Below are 19,963 nucleotides of genomic sequence, written 5' to 3' on the forward strand. Positions count from 1 at the left end.
TCCCAACATATATAACTAGGACGACGACCTTGTCCATTCACTAAGGAAACCAGAATCATGGCCGAAGCCTATATTATCGACGCGGTCCGCACCCCACGGGGCATCGGCAAAGTGGGCAAGGGATCGCTTGCTGCGTCGCATCCGCAGCATCTGGCGGCGACGGTTTTGAAAGCCATTGCAGAGCGTAACCACCTCGACACTTCGACCGTGGATGATGTGATCTGGTCCACTTCCACCCAGCGCGGCAAACAAGGCGGCGACATGGGCCGCATGGCCGCGCTGGATGCCGGCTATGACATTGCATCATCGGGCCTTACGCTGGACCGGTTCTGCGGCGGCGGCATTACCACCGTCAACCTGGCAGCAGCGCAGGTGATGAGCGGGATGGAAGATTGCATCGTGGCGGGCGGCACCGAAATGATGAGCCTGACTTCGCAAATGGCGCAGGACGACATGGCCGAAGGCAAGGCGCCGCAAATGATGGGTTCCGGCAACAAGCGGCTGCAAACCGTTCACCCGCAATCGCATCAGGGCATGTGCGGCGATGCCATCGCTTCCATGGAAGGATACAGCCGCGAAGATCTGGATGAAGTGGGTTTCCGCAGCCAGCAGCGCGCCGATGCCGCGATCAAGGCGGGCAAGTTTGCCAAAAGCCTGATCCCCGTGCTGGATGATGAAGGCAATGTCATTCTGGACCATGACGAATATCCCCGCCCCGAAACCACCCGCGAAGGGCTGGCAGAACTGAAGCCTGCTTTCACCAAGATTGCCGATGTGCCGCTGGACCAGGATGGCACCACCTTCCGCAAGCTGATCAACCAGAAATATCCTGATCTGGAAATTCAGAACTTCCACCATGCGGGCAACAGTTCCGGCGTGGTGGATGGGGCAGCGGCAGTGCTGGTGGCATCGGAAAATTACGCCAGAAAGCACGATCTGAAGCCGCGTGCGCGCATTGTTGCCACCGCCAATATGGGTGATGATCCGACATTGATGCTGAATGCCCCGGTGCCGGCAGCAAAGAAGGTTCTGGAAAAGGCTGGCCTGACCAAGGATGATATCGACTTGTGGGAAATCAACGAGGCATTTGCCGTTGTTGCCCATAAATTCGTCACTGACCTGGGGCTGGATTGGGACAAGGTCAATGTCAACGGCGGCTCCATCGCGCTGGGCCACCCCATTGGCGCAACCGGCTCCATTCTGATCGGCACCATTCTCGACGAGCTGGAACGCACAGGCGGCCGCTACGGTCTGGTCACCATGTGCGCGGCAGGCGGCATGGCCCCTGCCATCATTATCGAGCGGGTGGAAGATTTCGCCTGATCTGAAAGCTGGCCCGCAAGGGCTGGCATTTGCCACGCTGCTGCGGCCATTTTCCGGATGCGGGAAATGGCCGCACTGCTATCAAGCCATGCTTCAGACCATGCAAAATTCATCAGGAACGGTTGCGAGCCTGCGGGCATTGCTGCATGGCGACAGCGACCTTTCGCATTGATGAAAACAGACTGGATTACGATGGCAAGCACAAGTGCAGGCAAAAGCGCATTGCAGGGCAAGCTGGTGGTGATGACCGGTGGCAGCGGCTTTTTTGGTACGCATATCGCGCAGGCATTGCTGGAATGTGGCGCCCGGTTGCGGATTGCCAGCCGCCATCCTGAAAAAGCGCTGAAGCTGAAGCCGCTGGCCAATCTGGGCCAGTTGCAATTCGCCCGCTGCGACGTGACCAAGCCTGCCAGCGTTGCAGCCGTCATGCATGGCGCGGATGCGGTCATCAATCTGGTTGGCGCGTTTGATGGCGATTTGATGAAGCTGATCGCAGGCGGCGCGGAAAATGTCGCCGCAGCGGCCACGGCTGCCGGCGCGCAGGCAATGGTCCATGTCAGCGCCATTGGTGCGGATCTTGAATCCGAAGCCGAATATGCCCGGGCCAAGGCACAATCGGAAATTGATGTGCTGGCCGCGTTCCCGCAGGCCACCATTGTGCGTCCATCGCTGCTGTTTGGCGAAGAAGAAGGCCTGCTGCCGATGTTTGCCGGGATGATCTCGGCATTGCCCGTGCTGCCGGTGTTTGCGCCGCACGCCAGAATGCAGATGCTGTTTGTGGATGATGCCGCCAATGCGGTGGTCAACGCTTTGGCCAATCCTGCGCAATCTGCCGGCAAGACTTATGAAATTGCCGGACCGGAAGCCATCGGCATGCTGGACCTGCACAAAAGGATTGCCGCAGCACAGAACCGCAAGCGTCACTTCATCGAAGTGCCCGATGCCGCCTCAGCCATTTTTGCAGCGCTGCCGCTGACCCCGATGGGCCGCGACCAGTGGATTTTGCTGAAACAGGGCAACACCCCGTCCGGCAAATTCCCCGGCATTGACCAGCTGGGTGTGGAACCGCGCCCGCTGGACCTGTTTCTGGAACGGTGGATGCAGCGCTATCGCAGGCATGGCCGGTTCACGCAGAAGGTCACTCTGGCGAACTGACCGTTTGCCCGGCCCTGTCTACGGCCCGGTCGACGGCCCCGTACGGGCCTCTGCAGTCAGGAAGCGGGTGATCCTGTTTCGTCGCGCGCAATCAAGTCAACCGGTTCCACCAGCAATTTCGTGCCGTCGCTGCCGATGATGCGGACCCGCGCGCCCACGGCCAGATCAGGCCCGCGCGCGATCCATTCCCCATCGCCGAAACGCACACGGCCACTGCCGCCATCCAGCGCCTGTGTCACCACCGCTGTCTGGCCGATCATCCGGCCGCTGCGGTTGTTCATCAGCGGATCGATGCTTTCAATCGGCCGGTCCTGCAGGAACCGCTTGGCAGAATAGACCGCGATCAGGGACAGGAAGATGAAATTGATCACCTGCACCACCAGCCCCAGATCCAGCACAAATGTCAGCAGGCCGGTGATCAGTGCAGCAACCGCCAGCCAGATCAGATAGACGCCCGGCACCACCAGTTCCAGCGCACCCAGCACCAGACCGATGGTCACCCAAATCCACGGAGCGTCCACAGAACCCAGATCGCCCATGATCAGCTATCCTTGCTGCGCGGAACAGAAGGCCGGGAAACAGCAGGCCGGGGAACGCGCACTTTTTCCCGCGGATCAACGGGGGGCAGCTGCGCGGATGCGGCCGTGGAACCCGTTCCCGGCTTCAGCGCACCGCCCAGCAATTCGCCAATTCCGCCCAACGATCCGACCAGCTGGGTCGCTTCGATCGGGAACAGGATGGTCTTGGCATTGGGGCTGTCGGCGAATTTGCCAATGGCTTTGGTATATTCCTGCGCGATGAAATAGTTGATCGCCGCATTGCCGCTTTCGGCAATGGCATCGGACACCATCTGCGTGGCGCGGGCTTCGGCTTCTGCGGCACGTTCGCGCGCTTCTGCATCGCGGAAGGCTGCTTCGCGCTTGCCTTCGGCGGACAGGATGGCGGATTGCTTTTCACCTTCTGCGCGCAGGATGCGGCTGGCGCGGTCGCCTTCTGCCTCAAGAATTTCGGCACGTTTCAGGCGTTCCGCCTTCATCTGGCGGGCCATTGCTTCGGAAATATCCAGCGGCGGGCGGATATCCTTGATTTCCACGCGGGTAATCTTGATGCCCCAGGGCGAGGTCGCTTCATCCACCACCACCAGCAGGCGGGCGTTGATTTCATCGCGTTTGGACAGGGTTTCATCCAGATCCATCGAGCCCATGACAGTACGCAGATTGGTCGTTGTCAGCGCCATGATCGCGCCATAGAGGTTGGACACTTCATAGGCTGCCTTGCCCGCATCCAGCACCTGGAAGAACACCACCGCGTCCACGCCGACCATGGCATTATCCGCCGTGATGATTTCCTGGCCCGGAATGTCCAGCACCTGTTCCATCATATTGACCTTGTGACCAACCCGGTCGACAAATGGCAGCAGGATATGCAGGCCCGGCTGCGCTGCCAGAGTATATCTGCCCAACCTTTCAACGGTGTAGACATAGCCCTGCTTGACCACCCGCACAAGGCTGAACAGCAGCATGATCAGTAAGGCCAGCGCGCCCAGTAATACAATGTAACCCATCATTCCAAACCCCTAGTTGCCGGTTGCACAATAGCGTGCCGGGCAGGCGGGGGGAAGGAAATCCGGCGTCTTGCCCCCACAAACAAAAAGGGCCGCGCTTGCGCACGGCCCCTTTCAAATTCAGCACATTAACAATTATGCGCTTACTGGATCGTCATTATCATCAGCAATCAGAATGATTGCGACGACAACTGCAGCCGCTGCCAGAAGATACAGCACGATCGAATTTTCGCCTTCGAGATTGCTGGCTTCTTCAGTGACAGGCGCTGCAACGCGTGCAGGCGCAGCCTGGGCAGCAACCGGTGCTGCAACAAGAGTAAGTGCGGCTGCAGCAGCCGCGATGTTTGCAAATTTCATTAAAAACTCCCTGGTTTTAAACCTTCATACACTTTGTGTAGCCAGCGCAGCTACAGCGGCGACCCGAGCTTCAACCAACGCTGAAGTAACTGACTACTGCCAAACTGTGACAATTTCAAGTTCCCTCGACTTGGCACACGGCAGAGAAACCCCACAAATCTGCGGTTTTCCTCAGAAGATATGGCCATTTCGGGTGCTTTGCCGGCCAATAGTGACAATCATGCTACAGCAAGCAACTGGCATTGACCCCCGCGAGTTCTATTAAAGTCTCGAATAGAGCTTCATCTTGTCAGCATAGGCTTCTTCTGCTGCTTGCTTGGCGTATGCCGGACTGTCGATCACGGTCCAGCCATGGTCGCCTGCATAGACTTTCGTGACGGCGGTGCGCTCTGCTGACCGGGCGGTATCGCGCAGCACGTTTTTGGCATCCGGTTCCTTGGCATCGTCATTCTGCGCAATAGCAAACAGGAAGCTCGATTGTGTCTGGCCAAGCAATTTATGCGGGCTCATCCCGCTGTCTGAAACAAGGCCGCCCCCGTGGAACGATGCTGCGGCGCGCATCCGTTCCGGCATTCCTGCCGCGCTCCACACGGTGAACGGCCCGCCCATGCAATAGCCTTCTGCTGCCACGCCGCGCAATTTATCGACGCTGGCCTGCATATCCAGCCACGGGATGATGGCCTGTGTGTCACGCATGATGGCAGGGGCGTCCAGCTTGCCGCGCCACGGACCCACTTTTGTAAATCCTTCGGCAGAACGGAACGCCGCAAAATCCGCAAATTGCGGGGCCGGCAGATCGCGGTAATATGGGTTCACCACCAGCACTGCGTAACCTTCTGCGGCAGTGCGCCGGGCCATCATTTTGAATGCATCACGCAGGCCGGCAATGTCGGGCCAGCAAATCACCGCAGGATGTTTGCCGCTGGATGGGCGGACGAAGAATGCGTCCATCGTGCCATCCATGGTCTTGAATGTGACATTGTCTTCCTTCAGCCCGCCAGTACCGGCTTCCATGCCGGCACAGGCAGCCAGTGTTGCAGCCGCCCCCATTGCGCCCATGGCGCCGAACTGCCGGCGGTTTATTCCACCTGACAGCAACGCATCGCGGCGCCAGTTGGCGTTGGCGTTCTGGAATTCAGCAAGGTTCTTCTCATCACACATGGGTTTCTCCTGACAGGATGGGGAGCAATTCAGATCACCGGTTGATGGTGAATTTCCAACAACCTAGCAGCACCGGCCCCGCAGTCCAGCCAGCACTTTTCATAGGAGTGATGGACAAGTGCGAAAATGCGTAGCAGACTGCAATCTAAGTGACGCCAATGCACCAAGAACATCGGCGCGCCGGGGATGATTGGGAGAGAATCGGATGGCTAACCGCAATTGGATTGCGACATTGACCGCGCTGGCGCTGGCGGCATGCAACAGCGCTGGCGATGCGCCGACGCAGTCTGCCCTTGCCACCACCGGCGTTACCGATGCCATGCTGGCGGCCGGTGTGGGCGATGAATGGCTGTCTTACGGTGGCGGTTATGATGAACAGCGGTTCAGCCCGCTGACGCAGATTTCCGACCAGAATGTGGGCGAGCTGGGGCTTGCCTGGTTTGCCGATCTGGATACCGCCAGGGGCCAGGAAGCGACCCCGCTGATGCATGATGGCACGCTGTATGTCTCCACCGCGTGGAGCATGGTGAAAGCCTATGACGCCAAGACAGGCGCGCTTAAATGGTCTTACGATCCGCAGGTCCCGCGTGAAACGCTGGTCCGGGTGTGCTGCGATGCCGTAAACCGCGGCGTCGCCCTGTATGGCGACAAGGTTTATGTGGCCACGCTGGACGGCCGGCTGGTGGCGCTCGACATGAAAACGGGCAAGGAAGCCTGGTCGAAAATGACCGTACCCGATCAGGAAAGCTACGCCATCACCGGCGCGCCGCGGATTGCCAAGGGCAAGGTGCTGATTGGCAGTGCCGGTTCTGAATACCGGGCGCGCGGCTATATTTCTGCCTATGATGCCCAGACCGGCGAGATGGTCTGGCGGTTCCACACCGTGCCGGGCAATCCGCGTGACGGGTTTGAAAATGATGCCATGGCCCGCGCTGCCAAGACATGGGAAGGCAAATGGTGGGAATTTGGCGGCGGCGGCACCGTGTGGGATTCCATCACCTATGACCCCGGCACCAACCTTGTCTATTTTGGCACCGGCAATGCCGAACCATGGAACCCCAAGACCAATGATCGCGGCCTTGGTGATGCGCTCTACACATCTTCCATCGTGGCGGTGAATGCCGATACGGGCGAATATGCATGGCATTTCCAGGAAACGCCGGAAGACCGCTGGGATTTCGATTCCAATTCGCAGATTACCATTGCCAATCTTGACGTGGACGGCGCCCAGCGCCGCGTGGTCATGCACGCGCCCAAGAACGGCTTTTATTATGTGCTGGATGCCAAGACTGGCAAGTTCCTGTCCGGCGAACCTTTTGCCCCTGTAAACTGGGCAGATGGGCTGGACCCTGTGACCGGGCGCCCGAACATCCGGCCCGAAGCACGCTATGAACAGACCGGCGAAATGTTCCTCGGGACACCTGGCCTCTATGGCGCGCATACATGGCACCCGATGAGCTTCAGCCCGAATACCGGCCTGATGTATATTCCGGCCAACAATACCGCCCAGCCCTATCTGGCGGACGAGAATTTCGAAGGGTCCGACATTGGCGGGCAAATGGGTATCGACGGGGCATCGGTTTCCTTGCCTGCCGACAAGAAGGCACGCGCTGATGCCATGGCGGCCACAACGGGCCATCTGCTGGCATGGGATCCGGTGACGCAAACCGAGAAATGGCGGGTGGAATATCCCGGCCCGTCCAATGGCGGCACCATGTCCACTGCGGGCAATCTGGTATTCCAGGGCACGGCGGGCGGTGAATTCCGCGCCTACTCGGCCGATGCCGGCAAGCAATTATGGTCCTTCCCCGCACAGACGGGGATCATTGCCGCGCCCATGACCTATGCCATTGATGGCGAACAATATGTTGCCATTCTTGCTGGCTGGGGCGGTTTGTGGGATATTTACCCCGGCCTGCTGTCCGGTAAATCCGGCCCGATGCGCAATATCAGCCGGCTGCTGGTGTTCAAACTGGGTGCCAATGGTAAACTGCCGCCAGCCCCGCCGATGAACAAGATGGTTCTGGATCCGCCGCCATTCACCGGCACGCAGAAGCAGGTTGATCAGGGCAAGGCGCTGTTTGCGCGTTACTGCAGCGGGTGCCACGGTGATGCTGCAATTTCTGGCGCGCTCAACCCTGACCTGCGCCATTCAGGTGCCATCGCCAGCGCCGATACCATCAAGGCCGTGGTGCTGGACGGTGCGCTGAAACATAATGGCATGGTGTCCTTCAAATCGGCCGTGAAAGCTGCCGATGCAGAGGCCATCCGCCAATATCTGATCAAACGTGCAAACGAGGACAAGGCGCTGGAAGGCACATAGGCCGCCAGCCGGAAACACACGGCAACCCACCGCTTTTGCGCTGCATCTACGCGCCGCAAGGAGTAGATTTTTTACAGAACGATGAATTCGATTCGCGCCTTTCCAGCGCGGCGACCCAACCAGAAACGGAGAATTCCATGGCTGAACTTTATCATAATCTCATCAATGGCGAGATGATCGAAACCGGCGAGTGGCTGGATGTGGTCAACCCCGCCACCGAAGAAGTGATCGGCAAGGTGCCAGCTTGCGGCAAGGATGAACTGGACAGGGCAGTTGCCGCCGCGCGCGCCGCATTCAAGACCTGGTCCAAAACCCCGATCGAGGAACGCCGCCAGACCATCCAGGGCATCGCCAAGATCATTCAGGACAATCACGAGGAACTCTACCGCCTGCTGACCTCCGAACAGGGCAAGCCGCATGAACAGGCCAAGGGTGAAATCATGGGCGCTGCCTATATGGCCGCCAGCCAGGCCACGCTGGCGCTGGACGATGTCATCAATGAAGACAGCGATGCACGCCTTAGCCGCACGCGCCGCGTGCCGGTGGGTGTGGTGGGCGGCATTGTGCCGTGGAACTTCCCTGTGATGATGGCGATGCAGAAAATCGCGCCCGCCATGCTGTCGGGCTGCACCATCGTGCTGAAACCATCGCCCTTCACTCCGCTCACCACCCTGCGGCTGGCGGAACTGATGAAGGACGCAGCGCCCCCGGGCGTGGTCAACATCATCACCGGCGAAGATACGCTGGGCCCGCTCATCACATCGCATCCCGATATCAACAAGATCACCTTCACCGGATCAACCGCGACCGGCAAGAAGATCATGGAAGGCGCATCCAAGGATCTGAAGCGTATCACGCTGGAACTGGGCGGCAATGATGCCTCCATTGTGCTGCCCGATGCCAATGTCGAAAAGGTGGCCGAACAATTGTTCTGGTCCAGCTTCTCCAACGCGGGCCAGATCTGTGTCGCGGCCAAGCGCATCTATATCCACGAGGATATTTATGACGAATTGAGCCAGGCCATCGCAACCTATGCCCGGACCGTAACCGTCGGCGATGGGTCGCAGCAAGGCACCGGCGTGGGCCCGATCCAGAACAAGAAGCAGTTCGACCGCGTGTGCGAACTGATCGAGGATGCCAAGGACAATGGCTACAAATTCCTGGTCGGCGGCGATGTCGACCCGTCAGGCTCGGGCTATTACGTGCCGATCACCATTCTTGATAACCCGCCTGAAGATGCACGCATCGTGGCGGAAGAACAGTTTGGCCCGGTCATGCCGCTGATGAAATTTTCGACCGACGAGGAAGTGATCGCGCGGGCGAATAATTCCGAATATGGCCTGGCCGGCGCAGTGTGGACCGGTGACACGGACCGCGGCGTGGCCATTGCCGAACAGTTGGAAACCGGCACGGTGTGGATCAATGAATATCTCCACCTGTCACCCTTCGCGCCGTTTGGCGGGCACAAGCAGTCCGGTTTCGGCGCAGAATATGGCGTGGAAGGGCTGAAGGAATTCACCTACGCGCAGGTAATTACCGTGAAAAAGGACGCCATGGCCTAAACCATCGGCGCCATCAGAAGCGCAAGGAGAGGGGGCCAGGCAAGCCCCCTTTTTTTGGGTCAGATGAAAGGTGTTTCCAGTCGTGTCAGCGCCGGTCCAGCGCCGCTTCGCACTGGCTCATCAACTGCGCGATAATGTCGGCCACGGGCTCTTCTTCCTTGACCATGCCGACTGACTGGCCCGCCATCAGGCTGCCATTTTCCACGTCCCCATCAATCACCGCGCGGCGCAAAGCGCCGGCCCAGTAATGTTCGATCTGCAGTTGGGCTTCCATCATTTCCAGCCCTTCACTGTCGAGCATGGCGGCAACTTCGCGCTGCTTGGCAGTGAATTCCTCTGTCCCCTTGTTCTTCAGGGCGCGCACGGGGATGACCGGCAGGCGCGGGTCCACCTGGACAGAAGCCACCGCATCGCGCGCATTGGCGCGGAAGAAGGCTTTCTTGAAGTTGGGGTGGGCAATGCTTTCTGTCGCGCAAGCAAAGCGGGTGCCAAGCTGAACGCCAACCGCGCCCATTTCCAGATAACCTGCAATCGCTTCGCCCCGGCCAATGCCGCCAGCTACGAATACAAGGTGGTCTTCCGACAGTTCCGGCAGAAATTCCTGCGCCAGCACGGATGTGGACACGGGGCCGATATGCCCGCCTGCCTCCATCCCTTCCACCACCAGCGCATCCCCGCCTGAACGCAGCAGCTTTTTCGCCAGTGCCAGCGTGGGCGCGAATACGATGACCTTGGCGCCAAATTCCTTGATCGCTTCCACACTGCCCTTGGGCGGGATGCCGCCTGCCAGCACCACATGGGTGACGCCGTGTTTTTTGCACACCTCGATCAGATTGAACAATTGCGGATGCATGGTGATAAGGTTCACGCCGAACGGTTTTGCCGTCAGCGCCTTGGTCGCGGCGATCTCCGTATCCAGCAATTCGGGTGTCATGGCCCCGCAGGCAATCACCCCGAAGCCGCCCGCATTGCTGATGGCAGATACCAGCCCGCGTTCCGAAACCCAGCTCATGGCCCCGCATAATATGGCATATTCACTGCCGAGAAATTCGGTGCCACGTTTCATCAGGGCGGAAGTCTTGGGGAAAGCAGTCATCGGTACTCCGGGAGAAAAATGTGGTTTTCGCCTTAGGACGGTCAAACTTTGCGAGCAAGCTATGGTGATGGGAGCAGACTGCGTGCCTCATCGGGCAAATCGATTAGAGTGATGCTATTAATCGGTTCGAGTAATATCCGCATGTCTGGTAGGAAAGTGCATAAATCATAACAGGAGAGAACTCATGGCCGAAGCAGACCCACAGATTTCCGGTTGCCCATTCAGCAGCGCGAGCGGCAAGCAGCGCAAACTGACAGGGCGGGGAAATGCCGATTGGTGGCCTGATGCCCTGCAACTCGACATACTGACACAGAACGGCAAATCGCCCGACCCGATGGGACAGGATTTCGATTATGCAGAGGCGTTCAACGCCCTCGATTACAACGCGTTGAAGGCAGACCTGACAGCCTTGATGACGGACAGCCAGCCTTGGTGGCCTGCCGATTATGGCAATTATGGCCCATTCTTCATCCGCATGGCATGGCACGCCGCCGGCACCTATCGCACATCCGATGGCCGCGGCGGTGCGTCGAGCGGGCAGCAGCGGTTCGCGCCGCTCAATAGCTGGCCTGATAATGGCAATCTGGACAAGGCGCGCCGCCTGCTATGGCCGATCAAGCAGAAATACGGCAAGCATATCAGCTGGGCGGATCTGTTCATCCTCACCGGCAATGTCGCCATCGAAAGCATGGGCGGCCCGGTGTTCGGCTATGGCGGCGGGCGCAAGGACGTGTTTGCGCCAGAGACCGATATTTACTGGGGCACGGAAGAGATGTGGGTCGACCAGGGCGCAGGAACGCGCATTGACCCGGACAAACAGCTGGATCTGGAAAGCCCGCTGGCGGCCATCCAGATGGGCCTCATTTACGTCAATCCGGAAGGGCCGGGCGGCAATCCCGACCCGCTATTGTCCGCCCGCGATATGCGGATGACGTTTGAACGCATGGCCATGAATGACGAGGAAACCGTCGCTCTCACCGCGGGCGGTCATGCCTTTGGCAAGGCGCATGGTGCAAAGCCATCGGACACGTTCCGCGGTGCGCCGGAATCCGAAGCGATGGAATTGATGGGCTTCGGCTGGCTCAATGATCAGGACGAAATCAACCAGGGGCACATCACCACATCGGGCATCGAAGGCGCATGGACACCCAACCCCACGGCATGGGGCGGCGATTATTTCCGTCTGCTGTTCAAATATGATTTTGAACTGGTCCACAGCCCGGCAGGTGCCCAGCAATGGCAGCCGATCAATCCTGATCCGGAAGACATGGCGCCAGATGCACGGGACCCGTCCAGGAAAGTGCCGACCATGATGACCACGGCCGACATGGCGCTGAAAATGGCCCCGGAATATCGCAAGATTTCCGAACGGTTCCGCGATGATCAAGCAGCGCTGGACAATGCCTTTGCCCGCGCATGGTTCAAACTGTGCCACCGCGACATGGGGCCAAAGGCGCGTTATCTCGGCCCCGAAGTGCCAGCGGAAGATCTGATCTGGCAGGATCCGGTGCCGGCTGGAAGCGCGCCATCGGATAATGATGTGTCGGGCTTCAAATCGGCCATTCTGTCGAGCGGCCTGAGCACGGCTGAATTGGTCAAGGCGGCCTGGGCATCGGCATCCACCTACCGCCAGTCGGACCATCGCGGCGGTGCCAATGGTGCGCGTGTGCGCCTTGCCCCGCAAAATGGCTGGGCGGTCAACGACCCGGAAGAATTGACCCGGGTACTGGGCAGGATCGATGCGCTGCGTGGCAATCTGTCGATGGCCGATGCCATCGTGCTGGCGGGCACGGCCGCAGTCGAAAAAGCGGCACATGATGCCGGGTTCGACGTGACCGTGCCGTTTGCCGGCGGACGCGGGGATGCCAGCGCGGAACAGACCGATGCCGACAGCTTCGATCCGCTGGAACCGCAGGCGGATGGCTTCCGCAATTATCTCAAGACGAAAATGAGCGTGAAAACCGAGGATATGCTCGTCGACCGCGCCAATCTGCTTGGGCTTTCCATCCCGGAAATGGCAGTTCTGGTGGCCGGCCTGCGGGTGCTGGGCGCCAATGCCGGCAACAGCAAACATGGTGTGCTGACAGACCGCCCGGGCCAGTTGACCAATGATTTCTTCGTCAATCTGCTCGACATGAAGACCGCGTGGAAAACGGTCGACACCAGCGGTGACGAAGAATTTGTCGGAAGCGACCGGGCAAGCGGCGAACAGAGGTGGACGGCCACCCGCACCGATCTCGTCTTCGGGTCAAATTCCCAGCTTCGCGCAGTCTCGGAAGTCTATGCGGAACGCGGCAATGAAGCCAAATTCGTGAACGACTTCATCGCCGCGTGGAACAAGGTGATGAACGCCGGCCGCTTCGACTAAGGGCCGGGCGTCAAAAACCTCCCCGTGCCCATCGGCATGGGGAGGTTTTTTCATGCGCGATCAGTCGCCGCGCACCGCTGCAGAAATCAGGCTGCCTCGTCGCTGGCATCCAGCCCATATGCAGTGTGCAACACGCGCACGGCCAGTTCCGTTTCATCCTCGTCGATCATTACGCTGACCTTGATTTCAGACGTGGTGATGGCCTGGATGTTAATCCCGCGATCCGCCAGCGCCTTGAACATGGTGGCAGCAACGCCCGCATGGCTTTTCATGCCAACACCCACAACACTGATCTTGGCGATCTTGCTGTCGGTGATGATGCGGTTGAAGCCGATGGCGCTGCGCTGGTCTTCCAGCAATGCCTGCGCCCGCGCCAGATCGGTCTGGGGCACGGTAAAGGTTACGTCGGTCTCACCCTTGTCGCGGCCAACGTTTTGGATGATCATGTCCACATTGATCGACGCATTGGCCAGCGGTTCGAAAATATGCGCCACCGCGCCCGGCTTGTCCGGTACGCGGGTCAGAATGATCTTCGCCTCGTTCTTGTCATGCGCGATGCCGGTGACGTGTTGGCGTTCCATTTCCCCATCCTCTAAAATCTGTTCCATCTCCGCTTCGGAGACAATCATGGTTCCGGGCAGATCATCTGCCGACGGGCTGTCTTCATCAATGAAACTGGACAGAACCTGCACGCGCACGCCTTCCTTCATCGCCAGCCCGACAGAGCGGGTCTGCAACACTTTCGCGCCGACAGACGCCAGCTCCAGCATTTCTTCGTAGGTTACAGCCTTCAGCTTGCGCGCCTTGGCCACGATGCGTGGGTCGGTCGTGTAAACGCCGTCCACATCAGTATAGATATCGCAGCGATCAGCGCCGATAGCAGCCGCGACTGCCACTGCGGATGTATCGGACCCGCCACGCCCCAGCGTGGTGATGCGCCAGTCAGAAGACACACCCTGGAAACCGGGAATAACGGCAATTTCGCCTGCATCCATCGCTGCGACAAGCGCAGATGCATCAATCGTATCGACCCGCGCCTTGGCATGGGCCTCGATCGTGGCGATTGGCATTTGCCAGCCGAGCCAGCTGCGCGCCTTGCATCCCAAGGATTGCAGCGTCAGCGCCAGCAGGCCCGAAGTAACCTGTTCGCCGCTGGCCACCACCACGTCATATTCGGCAGGATCATACATGGCGTTGGCTTCGCGGCAGAAATTCACCAGCCGATCAGTTTCCCCCGCCATGGCGCTGACCACCACGGCCACGGAATCGCCAGCAGCCTGCTGGCGGCGCACGATATTGGCCACCCGGCGAATACGCTCGGTGCCGGCCATGGATGTGCCGCCAAATTTCATCACAATGCGGGCCAATGTATCCGTCGCCTCTTTGCTGGAACCTGTTGCCACAGGCTGTTAAGGGGGAGCCATGCCCGATGCAACTGTATCAAGTGAAACCATCCGCCCCGACGAAGCCGCGCATTTCGGTGCGCTGGCCAAAGACTGGTGGGACCCTGCCGGCAGTTCTGCCATGCTGCACAGGCTGAACCCCGTGCGGCTGGGCTTTATCCGCGAGGCGATTGACCTGCATTGGGGCGGCGATATCGAAAGCGTCCGGCCACTTGCGGGCAAATCCGCGCTGGATGTGGGCTGCGGTGCCGGCCTGTTGTGCGAACCGCTGGCACGGCTGGGCGCCCAGGTAACCGGCGTGGATGCGGCGGCAGAAAACATCGCTGTCGCATCCGCCCATGCCGCCGGTTCCGGCCTAGAAATCGACTACCGCGCAGGCGAATTGGGCACGCTGGGCCTCGGCCAGTTTGATCTGGTTACCTGCCTGGAAGTGATCGAACATGTGTCGGACAAGCAGCGCCTGGTGGATGAACTGGCGCGCCATCTGGCGCCCGGCGGGTTGATGGTGCTGTCCACTCCCAACCGCACCGCCAAGTCACGCCTGCTGCTGGTGCAGGGCGCAGAAACACTGGGCATGGTGCCAAAGGGAACGCATCACTGGGACGATTTTATCGCGCCTGACGATCTGGCAGTGCTGGCAGCAAACGCGGGGCTGGAAATGCACAGCCCGCGCGGCATCGCTTTCACCCCCATGCAGGGGCTGCATCTGTCCGATGATATGTCGCTCAATTACATTGCCGCAGTGACGCGCCCTGCCTGAACCATCGGCGCCCATGGTCAGGCCTTGATTATTCAGGCAGGCCCTATTTATTGGCCTGCTTGTCTTCCGGCACATCATCGTCCGGCCCGAAATACAGCGCAGCGCATTCTGCCGCCAGAATGCCGCCGTCCATGGTCAGATCCTGCTTATAGGCATCGCGGATGTAATCCATGGTCGAAAGATGGCGGTCTTCGAAATACATTTCATGCACATCATCGCGCCCCGCCCCGTGGACTATGCGGCTGACCCCTGCCCAGATGGAGGCAAAGGTGCACATTCCGCATGGTTGCAACGTTGAATAGAGAGTTGCGCCGTCGATCTTCATATCGCCCACGGCTTGCCCCGCAGCGCGCAGGGCCATCACTTCGGCATGGGCGGTGGCATCGCAATTTTCCGCAGTGCGATTAACACCGCTGGCAATGATTTTTCCATCGCGCACAATGATGGCGGCGATGGGCGTATTGGCAGGGTTGGTGCCCTTTTCCTGCGTTGCCAGATCAATCGCGCGCCGCATCCATTCCGCATCATCAGCCAAGCGTTTTCTCCCATTCATCGCTGTCGAACCCTACGATCAGCCCGCGGGTATGTTCCACCACCGGACGTTTGATCAGCGACGGATTGGCCGCCATCAGCTTCACCGCCTTGGCCGTGTCGATATCGGCCTTGTCGGCATCATCCAGCTTGCGAAAGGTCGTGCCACGCTTGTTCAGCAGCATTTCCCAGCCGATCTTATCTGCCCAGCCCTGCAACCTTGCAAGATCGATGCCCTGCTTCTTGTAGTCATGGAAAGCATATTCAACGCCATGCGCATCCAACCACACCCGCGCCTTCTTCATCGTGTCGCAGCCGGGAATTCCGTAGAGAGTCATTTTTGTCATTAAAATCGCCGCTTTGCTGAAGATGTCAGGACTATTGGCAAGAGAATGCGGCAAACCGGAACCAGTTACCACCTGATTTTGGCGCGGACGAAAAACGCAGGCGACCTCTGCAACCTGCATTTCTACTTGATGCAAATTTAAGGCCGGAGCAGACTGGCCGCGAAATCTCACTCGCGCAGGTCAGAGCCCGTCATCCCACCCAAGAATTGGAGGGGTGGATGAATGCGTCGAACACTTGGTCAAAGTCACAAGATCAGATCGGATAGAACACATCAAATTTCGCAACGGCATAATCCAGAGTTTCGAACCAAAATTCAGATCTATTGCAAAGGATTGCGATCGGTATTTTAATGCTCTTTTCGACCTCAGCGAACAGGGGTTGATCGACACGAAGAACGTGGCTCAATACAGCGCCACAGGCTCGCTGTGGATATGGTACCAATATATTGAAAACGGCTTTCTCGACCTCGTCGAAGCGCAGCTGGAACGCGATGTGACATCACGCGATTTTTACGGGCCCCTGTTTGAAAACACCACGCTCGTGCTGGCGCGCCTGTGGGAAAAGCAAGAGCCACAACGTGTCCTGTCAATCTACAAATCCGCGCTTGTTCATCGGTTGAAAGCGATACGGGCTGAAAGTGCGACATCGAAAGATGTCGCTAAAGGCAGGACTGCGCGACTGGCTTCTGAAAACTGGCTCAAGCATTATTTACCAGCGTTTCAGGGCATCATCGCGGAGTATGAAGCGCTGTTGAAAACAGCCAATACAGGGGATGACGAATTGGAGGATATGAGGGACGCCGGACGATCCTGTGATCTGGGGCTTTAATCAAGGACGCTTGTGGTTTCGCTTCATTGAACGGCCTGCTTAAGTCGTCTTGCCGCCCAAATGCGCGCTGGCGATGGCCACGGCCAGGGCATCGGCAGCGTCGGAGCCGGTGATTTGGGCGCCGGGCAACAAGATCTTCAGCATCGCCTGCACCTGCGTCTTGTCGGCAGCCCCTGTGCCGACGACCGATTTCTTCACCTGCCGCGCTGAATGTTCCGACACGGTCAGGCCCGCCATCCCGCAGGCGGCCATAATGGCGCCGCGCGCATGGGCCAGTTTCAGGGTGGATTGCGGGTTCTTGTTGACGAACACTTCTTCTGCCGCGCCCCGGTCGGGCTGATAGGCGGCAATGACCGCTGCCACGGCATTCTGCAGCATCGCCAGACGCAGCGTCATGGGTGTTTTGGAATCGGTCGGGATCTGGCCATTGGCGATATGCACCAACCGGCTGCCTTCCGATTTCACCACGCCCCAGCCGGTGCAGGTAAGGGAGGGATCGAGGCCGAGAATGATCACCGCGCGGCCCCTCCCCTTTCTGTCAATATAGGTTCTATCAATTCCGGCCGATCAATCCTGGCCAAGCTTTTCCATGATCTCGTCGGAAATTTCGTAATTGCCCCACACCGTCTGCACATCGTCATCATCATCCAGCACGTCGAGCAATTTGTAGAGCGTGCTGGCACCGGCTTCATCCATTTCCACCGTGATGTTGGGTTTCCATGCCAGCTTGACCGTTTCCGCCTCGCCCAGCGATTTTTCCAATGCGCTCGACACTTCGTGCAGATCGTCCGCGGCGGTCCAGATTTCGTGTTCTTCATCGCCCGACTGGATATCTTCCGCGCCCGCTTCCATCGCGGCTTCAAGCACCTTGTCTTCACTCCCCACGCTGGCGGGATAGACAATCAGGCCCAGCCGTTCAAAACCGTGGGCAACAGAGCCTGACGCGCCAAGATTGCCGCCATGTTTGGAAAAGGCGGTCCGCACATTGGTGGCGGTGCGGTTGCGATTGTCCGTCAGGGCTTCCACGATGATGGCAGAGCCGCCGGGGCCATAGCCTTCGTAGCGGATTTCCTCGTAATCATCGCCTTCATTGGCCGATGCCTTGTCGATGGCGCGCTGGATATTGTCCTTGGGCATCGATTGCGCCTTGGCGCTGTTGACCGCCAGGCGGAGGCGCGGGTTCATGTCCACATCGGGCGCGCCCATCTTGGCTGCAACCGTGATTTCACGGCTGAGCTTGGAAAACATTGCCGAACGCTTCTTGTCCTGCGCACCCTTGCGGTGCATGATATTTTTGAATTTGGAATGGCCTGCCATGGGTATGTCCACGTAATATGACTAAAGTATGGGGGCAGCATTAGCCGCATGAGTGGGAAAGTCTCAAGCCCTGACAGCCATCAGGGCGGACATTTGATTCAGGCAGAGTGGCACAGTTTCACCGCTTTTGTTCGAAAGCCGGTTCTTCCTGCCCGTGCGAGCGGCTTTTCAGGCCCCGCTGCGGCATCTGTGCTGCGGCTGTTCATGCTCGATCTTATCCTGATGACAGTGCTGATCGGCGCAGCGCTGGCAGCGTCCAGGCTGGGCTTTGCGATGCCGGATACTGCCCTTGGCAATATGGAATTGAGCCTGCCGCTGATCGCGCTGGTGGTGCTGGGCGCGCCGGTGGTCGAGGAATTGGTGTTCCGCGGGTGGCTGTCTGGCCGGCCCGCGCATGTTGCACCGTATCTGGTCGGGATTGCCGCAGCCCTGCTGGGGGCGGTCATCATGCGCGCATCAGGCTGGCCGCAGCCTTATGTGGCAGCAGCGTTGGGCATAGCGGCCATTATTGCGGCCGCAGTCGGCGCGTGGGCGTTGCGCGGCAGGCCGCCATTTGGCTGGTTCCAGCGGCATTTCCGCTGGTTCTACTACCTGTCCACCATCGCTTTTGCGGCGGTGCATTTGTCCAATTATGACGAATCCAGCCCATTTGTGCTTCTGCTGGTCATACCGCAGGCGCTGGCCGGGCTGATCTTCGGCTTTGCCCGCGTAACTTACGGATTATGGGCCAATATTGCGCTGCATATATTGCACAATAGCACGTTCATTTCGCTGGCGCTGATCAGTGCGGAACTGACCTAAATTACCACTGCGGTGCCGCTGGCGCTGACCATCAGCATGGACCCGTTCTGGCCCAGCACTTCATAGTCGATATCAACGCCCACCACCCCATTGCCGCCCAGCGCCATCGCTTCGGATTTCATTTCCGCCAGCGCTTCCTTGCGGGCGCGGGCCAGAACGTCCTCATATTTGCCGGACCGGCCGCCAACGATGTCGGTAATGCTGGCAAACAGATCGCGGAACAGGTTGGCGCCCACGATCACTTCGCCGGTCACGATGCCCAGATACCCTTTGACAGGATGCCCTTCCACCGTTGGCGTGGTCGTCACGATCATGCCGCTTGTTCCATCCTGCGCCTTGTTTCCCCAGGGGCTGGCCATTGTGTAATCTCCTAAAGTTGCACAGGATGGAGTGTAGCTGCGCTTCAGCCGAGGCCAAGTGCCGATTTATACACGTCGAGAATGGTTTCCATCTCGCTGCGGTCATCGGGCTTCATCTTCCGCAGGCGAACGACCTGGCGCATGATCTTGGGATCATAACCCACGGCCTTGGCTTCGGCGTAAACATCGCGAATATCGTCGGCGATGCCCTTCTTTTCTTCTTCCAGCCGCTCGATCCGTTCGATCAGCAGGCGCAGGCGGTCATCGGTGGCTTCGGCCATCGTCATTACTCCAGGTGGTTTGAGAATCGGTTGGCCAGTGCTCTAGCCAGCATCGCGGGGCCGGTGAAGGTGGCGCCCGAAATTTATTCGCTATTGCGCATTCTTCGCCACGCTTTCCTGCATCCGGGCAAGCTGCTGCGGCGTGGCTTCCTGCTGATAATGCGCCTTCCATTGGTCCATCGGCATTCCGTGGATAAGTGCGCGGGCATCCGCCTTGTCGCCATCAAAGCCTGCATCCATGATCCAGTCCGCCAGGCAATTGCGGCAGAAGCCGGAAAGACCCATCAAATCGATGTTCTGTGCATCATGCCGTTGCTGCAAATGGCGGACCAAACGGCGAAACGCTGCGGCGGCCACGGCATCGGGCAGGTCGTCCACAGAGCGGGTTGCATTCGTATCCATTATCATCGTCCTTGTGCTGTCGCG

At 59.0% G+C, this 19,963-nt stretch carries 21 protein-coding genes; 8 read left to right on the forward strand and 13 right to left on the reverse strand.

Annotated features, from left to right (window positions below):
• Positions 1–57: 57 nt before the first annotated feature.
• Together GRI44_RS09175 and GRI44_RS09180 are read left to right on the forward strand one after the other, a co-directional pair.
• Positions 58–1,323 (forward strand): acetyl-CoA C-acetyltransferase, encoded by a 1,266-nt coding sequence (locus tag GRI44_RS09175; RefSeq protein WP_160601520.1) that lies wholly within the window; start codon positions 58–60, stop codon positions 1,321–1,323.
• Between the two features lie 192 nt (positions 1,324–1,515).
• Positions 1,516–2,478, forward strand: a complete 963-nt coding sequence (locus tag GRI44_RS09180; RefSeq protein ID WP_160601521.1) for an SDR family NAD(P)-dependent oxidoreductase — start codon at positions 1,516–1,518, stop codon at positions 2,476–2,478.
• A gap of 56 nt (positions 2,479–2,534) precedes the next feature.
• Here the strand turns inward: GRI44_RS09180 and GRI44_RS09185 are convergent, their stop codons facing one another.
• From GRI44_RS09185 to GRI44_RS09200, 4 genes are all read right to left on the reverse strand, one after another.
• Positions 2,535–3,017 carry an NfeD family protein gene (locus GRI44_RS09185; protein ID WP_160601522.1) on the reverse strand — a complete coding sequence of 161 codons (483 nt, stop codon included), beginning with the start codon at positions 3,015–3,017 and terminating at the stop codon, positions 2,535–2,537.
• A 2-nt stretch (positions 3,018–3,019) separates the two neighbouring features.
• Positions 3,020–4,042, reverse strand: coding sequence for an SPFH domain-containing protein (locus GRI44_RS09190; protein WP_160602302.1), 1,023 nt, complete (start codon positions 4,040–4,042; stop codon positions 3,020–3,022).
• Between the two features lie 135 nt (positions 4,043–4,177).
• Positions 4,178–4,399, reverse strand: coding sequence for a hypothetical protein (locus GRI44_RS09195; RefSeq protein WP_160601523.1), 222 nt, complete (start codon positions 4,397–4,399; stop codon positions 4,178–4,180).
• A gap of 261 nt (positions 4,400–4,660) precedes the next feature.
• Positions 4,661–5,560, reverse strand: a complete 900-nt coding sequence (locus tag GRI44_RS09200) for a dienelactone hydrolase family protein (protein WP_160601524.1) — start codon at positions 5,558–5,560, stop codon at positions 4,661–4,663.
• Positions 5,561–5,765: 205 nt separating this feature from the next.
• Here GRI44_RS09200 and GRI44_RS09205 point away from each other — a divergent pair, with 205 nt between their 5' ends.
• Positions 5,766–7,883, forward strand: coding sequence for a PQQ-dependent dehydrogenase, methanol/ethanol family (locus GRI44_RS09205; RefSeq protein WP_160601525.1), 2,118 nt, complete (start codon positions 5,766–5,768; stop codon positions 7,881–7,883).
• 137 nt (positions 7,884–8,020) lie between these two features.
• Complete coding sequence (locus tag GRI44_RS09210; protein WP_160601526.1) at positions 8,021–9,445, forward strand: aldehyde dehydrogenase family protein; 1,425 nt, start codon at positions 8,021–8,023, stop codon at positions 9,443–9,445.
• Positions 9,446–9,530: 85 nt separating this feature from the next.
• Here the strand turns inward: GRI44_RS09210 and GRI44_RS09215 are convergent, their stop codons facing one another.
• Positions 9,531–10,541 (reverse strand): NAD(P)H-dependent flavin oxidoreductase, encoded by a 1,011-nt coding sequence (locus GRI44_RS09215; RefSeq protein WP_160601527.1) that lies wholly within the window; start codon positions 10,539–10,541, stop codon positions 9,531–9,533.
• A 184-nt stretch (positions 10,542–10,725) separates the two neighbouring features.
• On the opposite strand from GRI44_RS09215, the gene katG reads away from it, so the two are divergent.
• Positions 10,726–12,909 (forward strand): catalase/peroxidase HPI, encoded by a 2,184-nt coding sequence (gene katG / locus GRI44_RS09220; protein WP_160601528.1) that lies wholly within the window; start codon positions 10,726–10,728, stop codon positions 12,907–12,909.
• A gap of 86 nt (positions 12,910–12,995) precedes the next feature.
• Here katG and GRI44_RS09225 read toward each other — a convergent pair whose 3' ends face one another.
• A complete protein-coding gene (locus GRI44_RS09225; protein ID WP_160601529.1) occupies positions 12,996–14,276 on the reverse strand; it encodes an aspartate kinase in 1,281 nt (426 codons plus the stop codon).
• 55 nt (positions 14,277–14,331) lie between these two features.
• Between GRI44_RS09225 and ubiG the strand changes: the two genes are divergently transcribed.
• The gene (gene ubiG / locus GRI44_RS09230) at positions 14,332–15,072 is read left to right on the forward strand and encodes a bifunctional 2-polyprenyl-6-hydroxyphenol methylase/3-demethylubiquinol 3-O-methyltransferase UbiG (protein WP_160601530.1); all 741 of its coding nucleotides are present in this window, start codon (positions 14,332–14,334) and stop codon (positions 15,070–15,072) included.
• Between the two features lie 43 nt (positions 15,073–15,115).
• Here ubiG and GRI44_RS09235 read toward each other — a convergent pair whose 3' ends face one another.
• Together GRI44_RS09235 and GRI44_RS09240 are read right to left on the reverse strand one after the other, a co-directional pair.
• On the reverse strand, positions 15,116–15,586 hold the full coding sequence (locus GRI44_RS09235) for a nucleoside deaminase (protein WP_160602304.1): 471 nt from the start codon (positions 15,584–15,586) through the stop codon (positions 15,116–15,118).
• Between the two features lie 13 nt (positions 15,587–15,599).
• On the reverse strand, positions 15,600–15,941 hold the full coding sequence (locus GRI44_RS09240; RefSeq protein WP_408609203.1) for an ArsC family reductase: 342 nt from the start codon (positions 15,939–15,941) through the stop codon (positions 15,600–15,602).
• 388 nt (positions 15,942–16,329) lie between these two features.
• On the opposite strand from GRI44_RS09240, the gene GRI44_RS09245 reads away from it, so the two are divergent.
• The gene (locus GRI44_RS09245; protein ID WP_160601531.1) at positions 16,330–16,779 is read left to right on the forward strand and encodes a hypothetical protein; all 450 of its coding nucleotides are present in this window, start codon (positions 16,330–16,332) and stop codon (positions 16,777–16,779) included.
• A gap of 39 nt (positions 16,780–16,818) precedes the next feature.
• On the opposite strand, the gene ruvC is transcribed toward GRI44_RS09245, so the two are convergent.
• A complete protein-coding gene (gene ruvC, locus GRI44_RS09250) occupies positions 16,819–17,295 on the reverse strand; it encodes a crossover junction endodeoxyribonuclease RuvC (RefSeq protein WP_160601532.1) in 477 nt (158 codons plus the stop codon).
• Positions 17,296–17,346: 51 nt separating this feature from the next.
• Positions 17,347–18,096: a YebC/PmpR family DNA-binding transcriptional regulator gene (locus tag GRI44_RS09255; protein ID WP_160601533.1), complete on the reverse strand. Its 750-nt coding sequence runs from the start codon at positions 18,094–18,096 to the stop codon at positions 17,347–17,349.
• A 93-nt stretch (positions 18,097–18,189) separates the two neighbouring features.
• Here GRI44_RS09255 and GRI44_RS09260 point away from each other — a divergent pair, with 93 nt between their 5' ends.
• Entirely contained in the window at positions 18,190–18,897 is a 708-nt protein-coding gene (locus GRI44_RS09260) for a CPBP family glutamic-type intramembrane protease (protein WP_160601534.1), read from the forward strand.
• Here the strand turns inward: GRI44_RS09260 and GRI44_RS09265 are convergent.
• The 3 genes from GRI44_RS09265 to GRI44_RS09275 form a co-directional block, all read right to left on the reverse strand.
• On the reverse strand, positions 18,894–19,211 hold the full coding sequence (locus GRI44_RS09265) for a heavy metal-binding domain-containing protein (protein ID WP_160602305.1): 318 nt from the start codon (positions 19,209–19,211) through the stop codon (positions 18,894–18,896). The two genes, GRI44_RS09260 and GRI44_RS09265, sit on opposite strands and share 4 nt — an antisense overlap.
• Positions 19,212–19,300: 89 nt before the next feature.
• On the reverse strand, positions 19,301–19,537 hold the full coding sequence (locus tag GRI44_RS09270) for a DUF2312 domain-containing protein (protein WP_160601535.1): 237 nt from the start codon (positions 19,535–19,537) through the stop codon (positions 19,301–19,303).
• Between the two features lie 90 nt (positions 19,538–19,627).
• Positions 19,628–19,939 (reverse strand): DUF1244 domain-containing protein, encoded by a 312-nt coding sequence (locus GRI44_RS09275; protein WP_160601536.1) that lies wholly within the window; start codon positions 19,937–19,939, stop codon positions 19,628–19,630.
• Positions 19,940–19,963: the final 24 nt, after the last annotated feature.

This window comes from Allopontixanthobacter confluentis (assembly GCF_009827615.1).
GTDB classification, from domain to species: domain Bacteria; phylum Pseudomonadota; class Alphaproteobacteria; order Sphingomonadales; family Sphingomonadaceae; genus Allopontixanthobacter; species Allopontixanthobacter confluentis.

Coding starts and splice junctions, on each gene's coding strand:
- GRI44_RS09175 (WP_160601520.1), top strand. CDS start 58: ATGGCCGAAGCCTATATTATCGACGCGGTCCGCACCCCACGGGGCATC.
- GRI44_RS09180 (WP_160601521.1), top strand. CDS start 1,516: ATGGCAAGCACAAGTGCAGGCAAAAGCGCATTGCAGGGCAAGCTGGTG.
- GRI44_RS09185 (WP_160601522.1), bottom strand. CDS start 3,017: ATGGGCGATCTGGGTTCTGTGGACGCTCCGTGGATTTGGGTGACCATC.
- GRI44_RS09190 (WP_160602302.1), bottom strand. CDS start 4,042: ATGGGTTACATTGTATTACTGGGCGCGCTGGCCTTACTGATCATGCTG.
- GRI44_RS09195 (WP_160601523.1), bottom strand. CDS start 4,399: ATGAAATTTGCAAACATCGCGGCTGCTGCAGCCGCACTTACTCTTGTT.
- GRI44_RS09200 (WP_160601524.1), bottom strand. CDS start 5,560: ATGTGTGATGAGAAGAACCTTGCTGAATTCCAGAACGCCAACGCCAAC.
- GRI44_RS09205 (WP_160601525.1), top strand. CDS start 5,766: ATGGCTAACCGCAATTGGATTGCGACATTGACCGCGCTGGCGCTGGCG.
- GRI44_RS09210 (WP_160601526.1), top strand. CDS start 8,021: ATGGCTGAACTTTATCATAATCTCATCAATGGCGAGATGATCGAAACC.
- GRI44_RS09215 (WP_160601527.1), bottom strand. CDS start 10,541: ATGACTGCTTTCCCCAAGACTTCCGCCCTGATGAAACGTGGCACCGAA.
- katG (WP_160601528.1), top strand. CDS start 10,726: ATGGCCGAAGCAGACCCACAGATTTCCGGTTGCCCATTCAGCAGCGCG.
- ubiG (WP_160601530.1), top strand. CDS start 14,332: ATGCCCGATGCAACTGTATCAAGTGAAACCATCCGCCCCGACGAAGCC.
- GRI44_RS09235 (WP_160602304.1), bottom strand. CDS start 15,586: ATGCGGCGCGCGATTGATCTGGCAACGCAGGAAAAGGGCACCAACCCT.
- GRI44_RS09240 (WP_408609203.1), bottom strand. CDS start 15,941: ATGACTCTCTACGGAATTCCCGGCTGCGACACGATGAAGAAGGCGCGG.
- GRI44_RS09255 (WP_160601533.1), bottom strand. CDS start 18,096: ATGGCAGGCCATTCCAAATTCAAAAATATCATGCACCGCAAGGGTGCG.
- GRI44_RS09265 (WP_160602305.1), bottom strand. CDS start 19,211: ATGATCGTGACGACCACGCCAACGGTGGAAGGGCATCCTGTCAAAGGG.
- GRI44_RS09270 (WP_160601535.1), bottom strand. CDS start 19,537: ATGGCCGAAGCCACCGATGACCGCCTGCGCCTGCTGATCGAACGGATC.
- GRI44_RS09275 (WP_160601536.1), bottom strand. CDS start 19,939: ATGGATACGAATGCAACCCGCTCTGTGGACGACCTGCCCGATGCCGTG.